The organism is Mesorhizobium sp. B2-4-2 (assembly GCF_006442845.1).
Taxonomy (GTDB): domain Bacteria; phylum Pseudomonadota; class Alphaproteobacteria; order Rhizobiales; family Rhizobiaceae; genus Mesorhizobium.
The window spans coordinates 52749-66843 of the sequence record NZ_VFVM01000012.1 but is presented as its reverse complement, the minus strand read 5'-3'; the positions used below and the strand labels follow the sequence as shown (position 1 = coordinate 66843).

Annotated in this window: 12 protein-coding genes and 1 pseudogene; 1 reads left to right on the top strand and 12 read right to left on the bottom strand. The window is 62.5% G+C overall.

Annotated elements, in window-relative coordinates; genetic code table 11:
* Positions 1-69: 69 nt before the first annotated feature.
* From FJ942_RS23600 to FJ942_RS23550, 11 genes and pseudogenes are all read right to left on the bottom strand, one after another.
* Positions 70-1175, bottom strand: a pseudogene (locus FJ942_RS23600) (zinc-binding dehydrogenase).
* Positions 1175-2425 (bottom strand): FAD-dependent oxidoreductase, encoded by a 1251-nt coding sequence (locus tag FJ942_RS23595; RefSeq protein WP_140899092.1) that lies wholly within the window; start codon positions 2423-2425, stop codon positions 1175-1177. The pseudogene FJ942_RS23600 and the gene FJ942_RS23595 overlap by 1 nt, the downstream one beginning before the upstream one ends.
* A 6-nt stretch (positions 2426-2431) precedes the next feature.
* On the bottom strand, positions 2432-3433 hold the full coding sequence (locus FJ942_RS23590) for a fatty acid desaturase (RefSeq protein ID WP_140581060.1): 1002 nt from the start codon (positions 3431-3433) through the stop codon (positions 2432-2434).
* Between the two features lie 97 nt (positions 3434-3530).
* On the bottom strand, positions 3531-5018 hold the full coding sequence (locus FJ942_RS23585) for a sugar ABC transporter ATP-binding protein (RefSeq protein WP_181170011.1): 1488 nt from the start codon (positions 5016-5018) through the stop codon (positions 3531-3533).
* A gap of 5 nt (positions 5019-5023) precedes the next feature.
* On the bottom strand, positions 5024-6574 hold the full coding sequence (locus FJ942_RS23580) for an FGGY family carbohydrate kinase (RefSeq protein ID WP_140581066.1): 1551 nt from the start codon (positions 6572-6574) through the stop codon (positions 5024-5026).
* Between the two features lie 16 nt (positions 6575-6590).
* Positions 6591-7619, bottom strand: coding sequence for an ABC transporter permease (locus FJ942_RS23575; RefSeq protein ID WP_140899090.1), 1029 nt, complete (start codon positions 7617-7619; stop codon positions 6591-6593).
* The gene (locus FJ942_RS23570; RefSeq protein ID WP_140632209.1) at positions 7616-8614 is read right to left on the bottom strand and encodes an ABC transporter permease; all 999 of its coding nucleotides are present in this window, start codon (positions 8612-8614) and stop codon (positions 7616-7618) included. Before FJ942_RS23570 ends, FJ942_RS23575 begins: the two co-directional genes overlap by 4 nt.
* Before the next feature lie 76 nt (positions 8615-8690).
* Positions 8691-9989 carry a sugar ABC transporter substrate-binding protein gene (locus FJ942_RS23565; protein WP_140899088.1) on the bottom strand — a complete coding sequence of 433 codons (1299 nt, stop codon included), beginning with the start codon at positions 9987-9989 and terminating at the stop codon, positions 8691-8693.
* A gap of 52 nt (positions 9990-10041) precedes the next feature.
* Entirely contained in the window at positions 10042-10389 is a 348-nt protein-coding gene (locus FJ942_RS23560) for a non-heme iron oxygenase ferredoxin subunit (protein ID WP_181165314.1), read from the bottom strand.
* A gap of 338 nt (positions 10390-10727) precedes the next feature.
* A complete protein-coding gene (locus tag FJ942_RS23555) occupies positions 10728-11183 on the bottom strand; it encodes a carboxymuconolactone decarboxylase family protein (RefSeq protein WP_140899086.1) in 456 nt (151 codons plus the stop codon).
* A 13-nt stretch (positions 11184-11196) separates the two neighbouring features.
* The gene (locus FJ942_RS23550; RefSeq protein WP_140649824.1) at positions 11197-11610 is read right to left on the bottom strand and encodes a cupin domain-containing protein; all 414 of its coding nucleotides are present in this window, start codon (positions 11608-11610) and stop codon (positions 11197-11199) included.
* Between the two features lie 85 nt (positions 11611-11695).
* Here FJ942_RS23550 and FJ942_RS23545 point away from each other — a divergent pair, with 85 nt between their 5' ends.
* Positions 11696-13123: a PLP-dependent aminotransferase family protein gene (locus FJ942_RS23545; protein WP_140899083.1), complete on the top strand. Its 1428-nt coding sequence runs from the start codon at positions 11696-11698 to the stop codon at positions 13121-13123.
* Positions 13124-13145: 22 nt separating this feature from the next.
* Here FJ942_RS23545 and FJ942_RS23540 read toward each other — a convergent pair whose 3' ends face one another.
* The gene (locus FJ942_RS23540; protein WP_140498281.1) at positions 13146-14057 is read right to left on the bottom strand and encodes a LysR family transcriptional regulator; all 912 of its coding nucleotides are present in this window, start codon (positions 14055-14057) and stop codon (positions 13146-13148) included.
* Positions 14058-14095: the final 38 nt, after the last annotated feature.

Sequence of the window (14095 nt, the reverse complement as noted above, 5' to 3'; positions counted from 1 at the left end):
AAACATGCTCGCGCTCCGGATAACGGTCGCGGAAGACGTAGCCGGCTTCATTGGCAAGCCCCATGCCGCTCACTCGAAGTGGACGACACTGCGAACAGTTTCTCCCGCCCGCATCAGGTCGAAGCCGCGATTGACCTCATCGAGCGCAAGCGTGTGGGTGATCTGCCGGTCCAGATCCAGCCGACCCTCCATATAGAAGTCGATCAGGCGGCCGAGCCCGCTGCGCCCCTTGACGCCGCCGAAATAGCTGCCGCGGATGCTCCTCCCGTAACGGACACCGACCGGCGGAAAGCCCAGTTCCGTACCTGGAGGCTCGACACCGAGCAGCACCGCCGTACCCCAGGCAGGCTGGCAGCAGTCGAAAGCTTGGCGCATGACCGGGACAATGCCGGTGCATTCGAAAGCCACGTCGACGCCGCCGTCCGTCAAGTCGCGGATCGCCTGCACGACCTTTGCGCCTTCGCGGCCGGCATTGACGAAGTCGGTCATGCCGTAGGCTCGGGCAAGCGCGTTCTTGCGATCGGTGACATCAATGCCGATGATAGTCTTGGCGCCCGCCAACCGCGCACCCTGCACGACATTGATGCCGATGCCGCCCAGACCGAAAACGGCGACGGCGTCGTCTTCGCGAATTTCGGCCAGCGCGGCGCCCACGCCGGTAGTGACGCCACAGCCGAACAGGCAGACTTTATCAAGCGGGCATCCGGCCGTATTTTGGCCAGTGCGATCTCCGGGACAACCGTATAACGAGACAGTGTCGATGTTCCCATGAAATGATGCACGGGCTGGGTCTCGAATGCGAAACGCGACGTGCCATTCGGCATCACGCCTCTGTCGCGCGTCGGCTTGATCGTCCAGCAGAGATTGGTGCGGCCGCTGCGGCACATCCGGCAATGCATGCACTCGGGACCGTAGAGCGGGATAACGTGATCGCCGGGTTTCAGGTCGTAAACCCCCTCGCCCACCTCGAGCACGCGACCCGCGCCCTCATGGCCCGGGATCAATGGATAGACACAGGTCGCGTTGACGCCTTCCAGCGCGGTCAGATCGGTATGGCAAAGGCCGGAAGCGACAATCTCGACCAGTGCTTCACCATGGCCGGGCGGCGCCACCTGGACCTCTTCGACGGCCAGTGGCTTGTTCGGCTCGAAACAGATCGCGGCGACAGAGCGGATCACAATGCCAGCCTTTCAGGCTGAGCTGCGCCAAATGCCGCAAACCCCTTCCCTGCGAGTTCGGCAGGATTCAGTCGGCCGCCGGTCCTGATCGTCTCGCGAGCGATGCGGATGTCGCGTCCGCAGGCGACGCCGATAGCGCCGACAAGACGCTCCGCATCGGCAAAGTAGGCGAGATAGGTGCGGTCGCCCGGCCTGCCGCGCTCATAGGCGGGTTCCCGATCGCCTGGTATTCCCGCAATCTGGATGTTCAGGTCGTATTGGTCGGTCCAGAACCACGGCACCTCGTCATATGACGCCGGGGTGCCGCAGATCTGTGCGGCGACGATGCCGCCCTGGTCTTCGGCGTTCTTCCAGGATTCGAGCCTCCAGCGCCTACCGAACAGACGATTCTCATGCGAGGCGACGTCCCCGGCGGCGAAGATATCGGGATCGCTGGTCTGGCCGAACTCGTTGACCACGATGCCGTTGTCGACGTCGAGCCCGGCATCGCGGGCGAGCTGATCGTTCGGTGTTCCACCGATGCCGACAAGCACGACGTCGGCCTCGATCTGGGTGCCATCGTTCAGTCGGAGCAATGTCTTGCCGCCCAACGGCTCGGAAGCAGCGACCTGCCTGCCGCAGAGAATCCTGACGCCCGCCTGCCGATGAACGCCCGCCAGCCATTGCGACATATAAGGCGGGAGCAGCCTGCTCAGCGGACGATCCGCTGTTTCCAGCACCGTCACGGTCGCACCGCGCTTCACTGCGCTCGCCGCGACTTCCAAACCGATGAGCCCTGCCCCCACCAGCACCACCGAAGAGCCGGGCAGGATGCGGTCGCGCAAGTCGAGCGCGTCCTGAAACGAGCGGAGATAGGCGACCCGGTCCGCGACCGGCTCCAGCGATTCGATGCGGCGCGGCGAGAGCCCGGTCGCGAGCACCAGCTTGCGGTACGACAGCCCGTTGCCATCGGCCAGCATCACCGCCTTGGCCTGCCGGTCGATGCTGGTCGCCTCGGCACCGAGATGAAACCTGACACCGAGCTCGCTCCAGCGAGCCGGCGGCAGAAGATAGGCGTTCGCCGGAACCTCGGCCGCGGTCAGCACGCTCTTCGATAGCGGCGGGCGCTCATATGGCAACTCGTGTTCGATCCCGATCACATCGATCGGGCCAACGAAGCCACCGTGCCGCAGCCGCTCGGCGGTACGACCGCCGCCATGTCCTGCGCCGACGATCACCACGCCGGCCGTTCGTCCCAAACCAGCCACGGCCGATCAAGCCTCCTGGCCGGCTGGTGCGGCGCCGGGACGATCGTTCTTCAGCACTTCGCGGATTATCTCGCGATGCACCTGGATGTATCCCTTGCTGACGCATTGCAGATGCGGCGAAACCTCACTGTGAAGGTCGCCGAGCGCATGGAACGGCACGGACGAGGCCAAGTGGTGCTCGGCGTGGAACGGCATGTTCCAATAGAGCATCCGCAGGACCGGATTCGCCAGGGTGGTGCGGGTGTTGGCGAGCAGGTTAGGGCTTTCTTCCGCACCGGTATGCTCGGCCATGCGTATGGCGCGCAGCACCGGTTCGCCCATGATGCGCGGTAGCAGCCAGTAGACCAACGCGATCGTGCTTCCGTAGTAGATCGAGAAGACAGCGACGACGACGTAAGCCAAGACCAGCAGCCGGATCTCCAACATCACCTGCTTCCAGACGGATTCCGGCAGGAATTCGCGCTCTTCTTCGGTGAAGCGCCCGATCGAGCCACGCCATAGGGTACCGGCGAGCTTGGGCCAGAAGGACAGGCCGAGTATCTGCCCGAAATAGTCGCGCAGCGAGGTGGGGAACGGCACGATATCGGGATCGTGGTCCTCGTGCTGGGTGTAGGTATGGTGCGCGGCATGGCGGTATTTGAAATACAGAAAGGGCCGGAAGGTGAACGCGGCGACGGCGAAGCCAATGAGGTGATTGATCCAGCGCGAGTGAAAGGCCGTGCCGTGCGAGCATTCGTGCAGCGGTGCAAACAACAGCACGATAACGACGCCGTAGACGAACATCGCCGGTATCTGGAGCCATGGCGTGCCTGACGACAGATAGACGGCGAGAGCGCCAAGCACCAACGCGCTGATGTGCACCGCGAGCCGGACAAGGCCCGGTCCGTTGGTGCGCGTGCGAAGCCTTTTCAGCTTGTCACGCGAAATGATCTCGGGTCCCGTCAGCGGCCAAATCTTGCTGCCGATGCCGCCGATGCCCGCATAGCTGGCAGAATTATCGCCCTGCATGCCGATCCTCCTTCAAATTAATCGTTATCGAGGAGACCTACCGACCCGGATGGGAAATAGAAAATTCATTGTTTCCATACCGTTATCGATCCTGCGTTCAGGCGACGAAACAATGAGCTATCGCCTCGGCCGAGAATTCCTTGCGCTGGAAATGCCCGGTTATCCGACCACGGCTCATGACCAGGATACGGTCGCAAGCGTCCATCATTTCCTGCAGCTCCGTGGTGAGCAGCAGCACCGCTTTGCCTTCATCGGCAAGGCCCTGGATCGCACGCCAGATCTCGAATTTCGCGCCGACATCGACACCCCGCGTCGGATCTTCGGCGATTACGATATCGCCGCCGCGCGCAATCCATTTGCCGATGACGATCTTCTGCTGGTTTCCGCCCGAGAGCTGGGAAGCGGGCTGCGACAGGCCGCTGGCCTTGATAGCAAGCTTGCGCACCAGGTCATTGGCTGATGCATTTTTCCGTCGGCGCTTGAGAAAGCTGCGGCGGCCAAAGCTGCGCAGGACCGTCAGCCCGAGATTGTCGCCGACGCTCATCGGCAGGACCAGCCCCTCACCCTTGCGGTCGGCCGGCATGAAGGCGATGCCGGAAACGATTGCATCGCGCGGTGAGCGAAACGCCACGCTCTTGCCGTGCACAAGAATTTCCCCGCGGTCGATCGATGAGGCGCCGAAGATCGCACGCGCGACGGCTTCACGCTGGCAGCCAAGCAGGCCGGCGATGCCGACGACCTCGCCGGCACGCACCTCAAGGGATATGTCGTCAAACACCCCGGCCTTGCCGATCGCCTTGGTCTCCAGGGCGACGGAACCTTGCCGGCGCTCCTTGTAAGCGCTCTGGCCCGGCTTGTGCTCGCGCCCAACCATCAGAGAGACGAGCGCCGTCTCGTCGAGGTCGGCAACGTCGCGCGTGCCAACGACACGGCCGTCGCGCAGCACGGTCACGCGATCGGCTATGTCCAGCACCTCGCCGAGCCGATGCGAGACATAGACTATGCCGAGGCCACTTGCCTTCAGCTTGCGGATGACGGCAAGCAGGTGACCCACCTGATCATCGTTCAACGAAGCGGTCGGCTCATCGAAAACCAGCACTTTCGGCCGGCTTGCCAGCGCACGGCAGATCTCGACGATCTGCTGCTCGTTCAGACTGAGTTCGCCGACCGGACGCGAGGGATCGAGGCTGACATGGATTTCGTCGAGGAGTTCCCGCGCCATGCAGTTGAGCGCCGCCCGGTTGTTGCGGCCGAGGCGGGCCGCGGGCTCGCGGCCGAGGAAGATGTTCTGGGCGACGCTGAGGTTCGGGCACAGCACCAGTTCCTGGTGGACCAGAGACAGTCGGTTCGCCAACGCGACCGTCGGATCGCTTAACACGACCGGCTGGCCATCGATGCGGATCTCCCCGCTGTCCGGCGCGATCAGGCCGTTCATGACCGACAGCAGCGTCGACTTGCCCGCGCCGTTCTCGCCAACCAGTGCATGCACCTCCCCGGCCTTCAGGTCGAAGGTGACGTCGGCCAGCGCGACCACGCCGGGAAACGTTTTGCGGATCGACTGGACCTCGAGCAGCGGGGTATCCATCGCTGTCATCCCGAATGGTATTGGTTGAGCAGGGCGCGATGACGATCCATGTCGCCACGCAAATTCTGATAAATCGAGGACCAGACCTCGAAGAAATCCTGGTAGCGCTCGTGCAGCTTCGGATCCGGGTCGATTGTCTCCTTGATACGCACGATGCTTTCGAGGGGCTCGATCGGCGACTTGTATATGCCAGCCGCAACGCCCGCGAGGATGGCGTCGCCGATGGGCGCTGCTTCGCCGATGTCCGGCACCTTGAGCGGCAGATTCACGACGCTGGCGGTGATCTGGTTCCAGAAACGGCTCTTGGTCGGGCCGCCGTTCAGGATCAGCCCATCGACATTCACGCCGGCCTGATTGGCGATACGCACGTTCGAGTACAGGTCGAATGCAACGCCTTCGATAAGCGACCGAATGAAATGCGCGCGCGTCGTCGTCGGGCGCACGCCGAAGAAGACACCCGCGGCGCTGCTGTTCCAGTTCGGCGACAGCGTATTGCCGAGATACGGCAAATAGAGCAGACCGTCGGAACAGGCGGGCACATGCTTGGCCTGCTCTGTGAAAAGATCGAAGACATTGTGACCCATGCGCTCGGCCAGCCGGAACTCGGAATCCCCGAACTGGTCGCGAAACCATTTCAGCGATGCGCCGGTGAAGGCCATCGGCCCGTCGAACATGGTCAGGCCGGGCAGTACGTGCGGCCATTTCAAGATGCGATATTCGTGGACGTCCTGCTCGGTCGGGATCATGATGCCGAGGTTCGAGCCAGTGCCCATCGAATAATAGGCCTCGCCGGCCTTGGTTACACCAACGCCCAGTGCCGCCGAGCTGATGTCGGTGCCGCCGGCCGCCACGATGGTGCCGGGGCGCAGTCCGGTCTCTTCCGCCGCCTGCCTGGTGACTTCGCCCACCACCTCGTGAGACTGGTATAGGCGTGGGAATTTCTCCAGTGGGATGCCGATCGCCGTAGCAATGGATTCGTTCCAACGCTCCTTCTGGTACTCGTACGCATAGGCCAGGCCGGCGTCACCGGTGTTCATCGTGAAGTTGCCGCACATGCGGTAGGTGCAGTAGCCGGATGGCGACAGGAACTTGTGCGTTGCGTTGAAGATGTGGGGCTCGTGTTTCTTGATCCACAACGCCTTGGGATCGATGAACCATGGGGCGACGCGGTTACCGTTGTTCTTGTTGATGGTCGCCTCGCCGACGCTGCGGCGAATATCCTCGCATTCTTCTTCCGAGCGGGAATCCATCCATATCATCGCCGGACGCAGCGGCTTGCCCTGATCGCTGACCGGCAACGTGACGCCGACCAGGCCAGACAGCGCGATCGCCGCGATGTCGTCGGAAAACCGGCCCTGCTCCAGGCACTGCCTGACGGCTGATACGACCGCCCCCCAATAGTTCGAGGCTTCCTGTTCCGCCCATCCGGGGAACGGATGGAACAACGGATGCTCCTGCGAGCCGAACGCCACCACCTTTCCCGTGTTGGTATCGAGGATCGCCGCCTTGACGTTGGTCGTGCCGATGTCGATGCCGAGCGTTAGATGTCCGCCCATGAAATGCCTCTCCCCATTATGGATGTGTCTTCTTGCGGCTCATCTTCGACAGGCCGACCGATGCGATGAGTGCGATGCCGACCGCCAGGTTCTGATACCAGGTGCCGACGCCCCAGATCGCCAGCAGGTTCAAGCCGGCGGCAAAGGCAACGCTGCCGAGCAACGTGCGCCATGGCGACCCGACGCCCCCTGAAAGCGCTGTTCCACCGATGACGGCGATGGCGATGGCCGTCAGTTCGTAGCCTGCCGCAAGCGGTGCGTCGACCGACTTCAGCCGCGCCGTAAAGACGACGCCGGCAATGGCGGCGCAGAGCCCGCTGATGACGTAGGCCAGCAGTACGTAGCGATCCGTCTTGATGCCGGCATAGAGTGCCGCTTTCTCGTTGCCGCCGATGGCGTAGAGGCGAGCGCCGCGCACAGTTCCGTTGACGAAGGCGATGAGCGCCAAGAGCACCGCGAGGAAGATCAGGAAGCTCACCGGCATACCGAGGATCTTGCTGTCGCCGATCCAGCCATAGAATGGCGCCTTGAGGTAATAGGGATGGCCGTTGGTGAGCACGTAGTTGAAGCCGCGCAGCGCGGTCAACGAGACCAGCGTCATGATGAAGGACGTAACCTTCAAGTAGGCAACGCCGACGCCGTTGATAGCGCCGGCGATGATGCCAGTCGCAAGCGCGATCAGAATCACCGGCACGATCGGCCCCGCATAGGTGTTGCCGCGCACCAACCAGCGGCTGCCCAGCATCGGCCCGATCTCCGCCATCGCGACCACGCCGACAATGATCGAAAAGATCATCAGCGCCGCCACGGAGAGGTCGATGCGGCCGGTGAGCAGCACCACCGTCATTCCGAGCGACAGCAGTCCGATGACGGCCACGTTGCGCATCAGGTTTTCGAGATTCAGCGCGGTCAAATAGTATTCGGAGGTCAGCGCGCCGACCAGGAAGATAACAGCGATCAACCAAACGATCGGGTCGCGGAGCAGACCCTGCGGAAATGGGGCTGCACGGGACGACGACGGACCGGACAGTTCAATGGCACTCATTTCGCGATCCCCCGCTGCCGCATGCCGGGCAAGACCACCGCCAGGATGACCGCCGCGGTTACCACCTGCTGCAGGTATATGCTGACGCCAAACTGGTTGAGGAGGTTGTTGACGATACCGATGATGAGGGCGGCAACCAAAGTGCCCGCGATGGAACCTGAACCGCCGGCGAGTGCCGCGCCGCCCAATACCGTCACCGCCAGCACCGAAAGCTCCATGCCTTCAAGCCCGGCAGGATTGATGTAGGACAGCCGTGCGCTCTCCAGCATGCCGGCGAGCGCGGCACAGGCGCCCGAGATAATGAAGACAGTGGTGCGTACGCCTACGACATTGATGCCTGACAGCGCGGCGGCCCTGACGTTCCCGCCGGTGGCGTAGAGTTCGCGACCGAAGATCGAATACTTGGTCAGCGCGATCGCGGCGACGCCGAGAACGACAAGCAGCACGACCGGGACCGGAATGCCGGCGATATTGCCACGGCCAAACCAGAGGTAAGCACTAATGGCTTCGGGATAGAGCGCCTGCCCGCCGGACGCTATGTTGGCGAGCGCGCGACTTATCCCCAGCATGCCAAGCGTAGCGATCAGCGACGGAATGCCCAAGACGGCGACAAGCACGCCGTTCATCAAGCCGACGACCAGCCCGGTGAGAAGCGTAGCGCCGATGACCAGCACCGCCGATCCGGTCGGAATCAGCAGCCCTCCCACGACACAAGAGAGGATGGCCGCGCCGGCGACGGAAAGGTCGATCTCGCCGGTAATGACGACCAGCGTCATGCCATAGGCCATGATGCCGATCGCGGCCACAGCCAGCAGGATCACGTGGATATTGGCAAGGGAAAGAAAGGACGGCGCGATCACCTGCCCGAGGATGACGAGAGCTGCCAGCACCGCCACCCGGCTTATCGCTCCGATGCTCAGATGCCGACAAGCATCGGAAGGCCGTGCCGGCAACGCGGGCTCGACCACTTTTGTCTCAAGAGTATTCATCGTCATGACGCACTCGCCTGCCTTGGATCAGCAACCGCCGCCCCTCCCGCGAGAGGGCCGGCGGTCGTCCTGGGAGCGGATATCAGCCCGAGACCTCCGGGCCATATGCATAGGGCCATTCGTCGGGCGTCAGCGTCTCGATACCTTCGATGTTCATCTTTTCCTTGGTGATCATCGGCAGGTTCGGCGTCATGATAAGCTTGGGCGGCGCTTCGTTGAGGCTCGCCTTGGCGCCGATGTGCATGACGACGGCGCGGATGCCGATGTCGCCGATCAAGGGCGTGTAGGGCGATACCATGTCGATATTGCCGGCCTTGATCTCCTTCAACACCTCGCGGGCGTCGTCGTTGGCGAGTATCATGATCTTCTTGCCGCCCGGCGCGCTGTTCAGCCGGTTGGCTTCGCGGATCGCGTCGAGCGCACCCATGGCCTCCTCGCCGCCGGTGTTGAACGACACCGAGATGTCCTTAAAGGCCTGGAGGGCATCCGCTGTCGATTTGAACGCCAGCGTGCGCTGGCTGTTGGTGTGGTAGTTGGCCAGCACCTTGTAGCCGGCCGTGTTGCCGATCGCTTCGAGGAAAGCACCGGTACGGATCGAGTCCGCGGTGCTGCCGAGATCCTTGCGATTGAATATGATATTGCCGTCCGGAGCAGCATGCTTGAGGTAAAGGCCCTGCTGGAGACCGTTTGCATAGAAGTTGCCCAGAACCTCAGAGCTGATCTGCTCGGACGAGGTGCGGCGGTCGAGGCTGACGACCGGAATGCCCGCGGCGATGGCACGGTCCACGGGCGGGCCCATCGGCGCTTCACGGTTCGGCCACAGCACGATGCCATCATATTGCTTGGCGATCCACGTATCGATCACCTGACCCATCTTGTTGTCGTCGAACTCGGCGTCGATCACCTCCAGTTCGATATTCGGATGGCGCTTGGCTTCCCAGGCGGCGGTGTCGGCGAGGCTGATCAGCCAGGGATGGTTGAAGCCATGGAAGACGAGGCCGATGCGATATTTCTTGCTGGCGTCCAGCACCGGACCTTCAGGCAGCGGCAGATAATCCGTGAAAGGCGCCTTGATCTGCAGCTTGCTGTAAGGGCCGACGAAGCTGGCGCCCATGCCCGGCTTCCAGACGAATCCGCCGGCGAGGTCCCCGACCGGATAGATGTCGAGATAGTCCCGGAAACCGTCCTTTTCGAACAGCGCACTGACGTCGGCATTCGATATGCCCGCCTTGGCTTCGTCGGAGTATTTCTTGATCAGGCCATTGAGAACGGCGTGGACGGAGTCTTCGGCGAAGGCCGAAACTGTCGTCAGCGGTGCAGCAGCGAGAACGGAAAGCGCCGCGGCTGTCTTCAGCAGATGGCGACGTGATAATTTCAGCATTTTAGGTCTCCTCCCATATTTTGGTTTCAGCCCGGGATATGTCCCGACAAGTTCAAGTCACTCCTCCTTCCACCAGGATGTGGACGTAGCCGTCCGACACCTTGGTTTCGTAGGTCTTCAGCCGCTCGGTGACGGGCGGTGAAAGCGGTGTGCCGGTGGGGATGTGGAACAGTCCCTGATGCAAAGGACACTCCACCGTCTGGCCGTCGATATAGCCTTCCGAAAGGAAGGCGTGGGCGTGCGTGCAAATGCCTGAAGTGGCGTAGAACTTGCCGGCAAGATTAAAAATGGCGATACATACCCCCTGGTGCTCGATGCGCGTCGCATCGTCGACGGAAAGACTGTCGGCACGGATCGCCTGGATCCACTGCCTGCTTTCTGGATTAGTCTGCGCGTCCATGCGCCTCCCCATATCCGTTTTGTTTCGTTTATTTTCGTTCTCTTTCCTTCGCTCGCAAATTCATTGTGGGAATAGAGATATCGATGAACCCCATGCCGAGTGATCGACCACAGGCAAGCAATCGCCGAAAATACAGCTGCATGGCAGCCGGACGCGGCGATATGTCAGGCACGGAGATCTATCGGAGAATTCGAACCGGTCGTGCCCGAGACGATGCGCCAAGCGCCAATCTGGTGATCAGAAATGGCCCTCACGGTCCATTGCGATGCCTCGCGCGCCAATTTGCTGTCCGGGATCTTGATCCTGGAAATCACGTTACCATTCATTATTCTGCTCCATCAATTCTCGAGAACGGCCTGGGGCGTATTCCCAAAGCTGATGGCCATTCGGTTGTAGCTGTTCATCAGGCTGATCGCGATCGTCAGGTCGACGAGCTGCTTTTCATCGAAGACGGCACGCACGGCTTCATAGGCGGCGTCCGGAACCCCGGTCTGTGCAACATTGGTCACGCTCTCGGCCCAGCGAAGCGCGGCGCGCTCTCTCTCGCTGAACAGGCTGCCGCCTTCCTGCCAGGCTTGCACCAGCGCGATCTTCTCGATCTTCACGCCCTTCTTGACGAGGTCACGCGTGTGCATGTCAAGGCAATAGGCGCAGTTGTTGATCTGGGAGACCCGCAGATAGACGAGCTCGACCAGTTCGGCAGGCAAGCCGCTCTGGAGAACATAGCCGTAGACGGTGCCGAGCGCCTTGGCGCCGCTCGGGGCGATCTGGTTGTAGTCGAGCCTCTTGGCCATCGTTCCGATCCGTTCAATTGAGGGGAGTAGTGAGGGCCTTGTCGTCGGAATCGACGACGAAGACCGCAAGCAGCTTCGCTGGCCTGGTCTTGCTGGCGTTGCGGCTGACCGAATGGGTTGCGTTGGGCAGCTCCGACCAACTCTCGCCCGCTTTGTAGATGCGGGTCTCGCCATCGTTCACCTTGGACTCGATCTCGCCCGAGACGACATAGGCGAAGATAAAGGCGGACTTGGCATGCCGGTGCGGCTGCGAAGCGGCGCCCGGCGCATAATCGACCTCGACGACGACCATCGATTTGCCGGGGATGTTGGGGATCACCTGCTCGAACTTCGGCGTGACCGTCTCCGATTGGTCGTCGCGCGCCCAGGCCGGCCCGACGATGGCAATCGCGGCGCAGGCGGCGGTGAAAATGGCACGAATTCGCATTGGCATCTCCTTGCCCGTCTAGATGCCGGCGAATCGGGCCAGGAAAAAGCACCAAGAACGCAAAAAAATCGTGTACTGAGGCTTCATGAGCAAGCCGCTGGACCTGGATTTGGATCGCGCCGCCAAGACTTCCCTTGCGGAGCAAATTCGCAAGGGCGTGGCCGTCGCAATCGAGGAAGGCGCGCTGGAACCAGGCGCACGGTTGCCCTCATGGCAGGACCTGGCAGCACAGCTGGGCGTCGCGCGCGGCACCGTCCGGACCGCCTATGAGAAGCTCGCGGCCGCCCAGTTGATCGAGGCAACGCCAGCTGAGGGAACGCGCGTCGCACAGCGCCCCCGCGCCGTCGCGAAATCCGAGCCGGTGCCGGATGAAGGCTCCTTCATGCGGATTTATCAGGAGATGACGCAGGGTCCCCGGATCTTCCAGATGGGCATCCCCGCAAGCGATATCTTCCCCGCCACCTTGTTCGCGCGGATACGCGCGCACGCCATCCGCGCCGAAGCCGCTGCCGCCCCCCTCTACCCCGATCCTCGCGGCGAACTCGAGTTGAGGCGGGAAATCGCTGGCTACCTCGCCGTAGCACGGGGCATCATCTGTCTGCCGTCGCAGGTCATTATCACTGGAGGTTTCGGTGCGGGGCTCGGCCTGGCGCTATCCGTTCTGAAGCTGGCGGGGGAGACCGCCTGGATCGAGGAGCCCAGTTTCCCATGGACCCGAAAGGGGCTCGAACTCGCCGGTTTGTCTCTCGCTCCGGTCCCGGTCGATTGCAACGGCATCGATCTCGATGACGCACTGTGCCAGCATCCGACCGCGAAGCTTGCCCTGGTCACACCGGGTCAACATGCGCCGCTCGGCTCGACCTTGTCGCTCGAGCGGCGCCTGCGCCTGCTCGAATGGGCAGCTTCGACCCAGGCCTGGGTGATCGAAGACGATTATCTGAGCGAGCTTCAGCTGACCGGCAGGGCCGCGCCGGCGCTCGCGTCGCTCGACCGCGACCGGCGCGTCATTCACATCGGGTCCTTCAGCAAGACAATCAGCCCGACCCTTCGGCTGGGTTTCGCGATCGTGCCGGCCAGCCTCGTATGCGCTTTCGCTGAAGTCGCGGCGTGCTTAGCGCCCGCCCCGGGACCGGTAGTGCAGCTCGCGACCGCCGAATTCATGCGGGAGGGCCACTATATTCGCCATCTCCGCCGCACGAAGCGGGCCTATGTCGCAAGGCGCGCGACGTTGCTCGAGCAGCTTTGGGCGAATGTGAATGCCGACCAGATTGCAACGCCGGGCCTGGCCGTGCTGCTGAAGCTGCCGAGGGAAATATCGGACATTGCGGTGGCGCGCGAGGTTTCGGCCTTCGGGATGTCGCCCGCACCGCTCTCCGCGTGGTATGCGTCGCCCGCCACTGCCGAATCCGGCCTCTTGCTCGGGGTCGCCACCACGCCGGGCAAGAACCTGGCAAAATCCTGTGATCGGCTCTTCGAGGCGATTAGGCGGATCGACGGCGGACAGCCGATTTGAGGCTGCTCCAAGTAAGACGTTGCTAGGCAGCGACACTCGTTGAAACAAGCGACCACTGAACGAGGCCGTCTATGGTAACGCGAATCTTCGCCGGCAGCGCCTTTGTCTGCGGCCACAGGACGCTGATCGGCAGTTCGCCGCCTGACAGGCCCTCCAGGACAATCTGAAGGGCCCCGTCTTGAAGATCGCCTTCCACCATCCATGACGGAAGTTGCGTCAGACCGTGTCCTGCCTTAGCGGCCATTAGCACCGTCTCGAAATCCTGCAGTTCATGCTTGACGGGGACGGCCTGCCGCGCTGTCGAGCCGTCGGGTTGCTTCATCAGCCAGGCGATGCGGTTGCCTTGCCGTCGTCCGACGATGCAATCGTGTCCGGCAAGATCGCTCCAGGATCGCGGAACGCCCCGCCGTGCGAGATAGCCAGGTGCTCCGACTATCACCGTCTGCTGGACCCCAATCTGTCGCGCGACGAGGTCGGTCGAATCCTCAAGATTGCCGATACGCACGGCGAGGTCGATGTTTTCGCCGATCAGGTCGACCCGCCGGTCGGTGAAGCTGACATTGAGGTTCAGCGCCGGATAGCGTTTCGCAACCCCTAACAGTACGGGCATGACGTGCAGTCGACCGAACGCCGTCGGGAGATCGATGCGGACTTCGCCGCCAGGCGTGTCCCGCGCGAGCGCGAGGGCGCTCTCGCCACGCTCAAGTTCGTCGAGTGCCGCGACGCAGTGCTCCAGCCAGGCCTCTCCGGCAGGCGTCAAGGTCAGGCGGCGAGTCGTCCGGTGGAGCAGCTTGGAGCCCAAGCGCGCCTCCAGACGCGACACCGCCCGGCCGATCGCGGACTTGGCCATGCCCATTTCCGCCGCAACCGCGGTGAAACTACCGAGCCGAATAACGGCTACGAATTCGGCGATGCCATCGAAACGCGAGTTCATCCGCCTATTGTAGCTTCAGACGCAATAGTGAGTCCACC

Bases quoted from the DNA above. Each gene is read 5' to 3' on its own strand.
- FJ942_RS23590 (WP_140581060.1), bottom strand. From the start codon at position 3,433: ATGCAGGGCGATAATTCTGCCAGCTATGCGGGCATCGGCGGCATCGGC.
- FJ942_RS23585 (WP_181170011.1), bottom strand. From the start codon at position 5,018: ATGGATACCCCGCTGCTCGAGGTCCAGTCGATCCGCAAAACGTTTCCC.
- FJ942_RS23540 (WP_140498281.1), bottom strand. From the start codon at position 14,057: ATGAACTCGCGTTTCGATGGCATCGCCGAATTCGTAGCCGTTATTCGG.
- FJ942_RS23555 (WP_140899086.1), bottom strand. From the start codon at position 11,183: ATGGCCAAGAGGCTCGACTACAACCAGATCGCCCCGAGCGGCGCCAAG.
- FJ942_RS23550 (WP_140649824.1), bottom strand. From the start codon at position 11,610: ATGCGAATTCGTGCCATTTTCACCGCCGCCTGCGCCGCGATTGCCATC.
- FJ942_RS23570 (WP_140632209.1), bottom strand. From the start codon at position 8,614: ATGACGATGAATACTCTTGAGACAAAAGTGGTCGAGCCCGCGTTGCCG.
- FJ942_RS23545 (WP_140899083.1), top strand. From the start codon at position 11,696: ATGAGCAAGCCGCTGGACCTGGATTTGGATCGCGCCGCCAAGACTTCC.
- FJ942_RS23580 (WP_140581066.1), bottom strand. From the start codon at position 6,574: ATGGGCGGACATCTAACGCTCGGCATCGACATCGGCACGACCAACGTC.
- FJ942_RS23565 (WP_140899088.1), bottom strand. From the start codon at position 9,989: ATGCTGAAATTATCACGTCGCCATCTGCTGAAGACAGCCGCGGCGCTT.
- FJ942_RS23560 (WP_181165314.1), bottom strand. From the start codon at position 10,389: ATGGACGCGCAGACTAATCCAGAAAGCAGGCAGTGGATCCAGGCGATC.
- FJ942_RS23575 (WP_140899090.1), bottom strand. From the start codon at position 7,619: ATGAGTGCCATTGAACTGTCCGGTCCGTCGTCGTCCCGTGCAGCCCCA.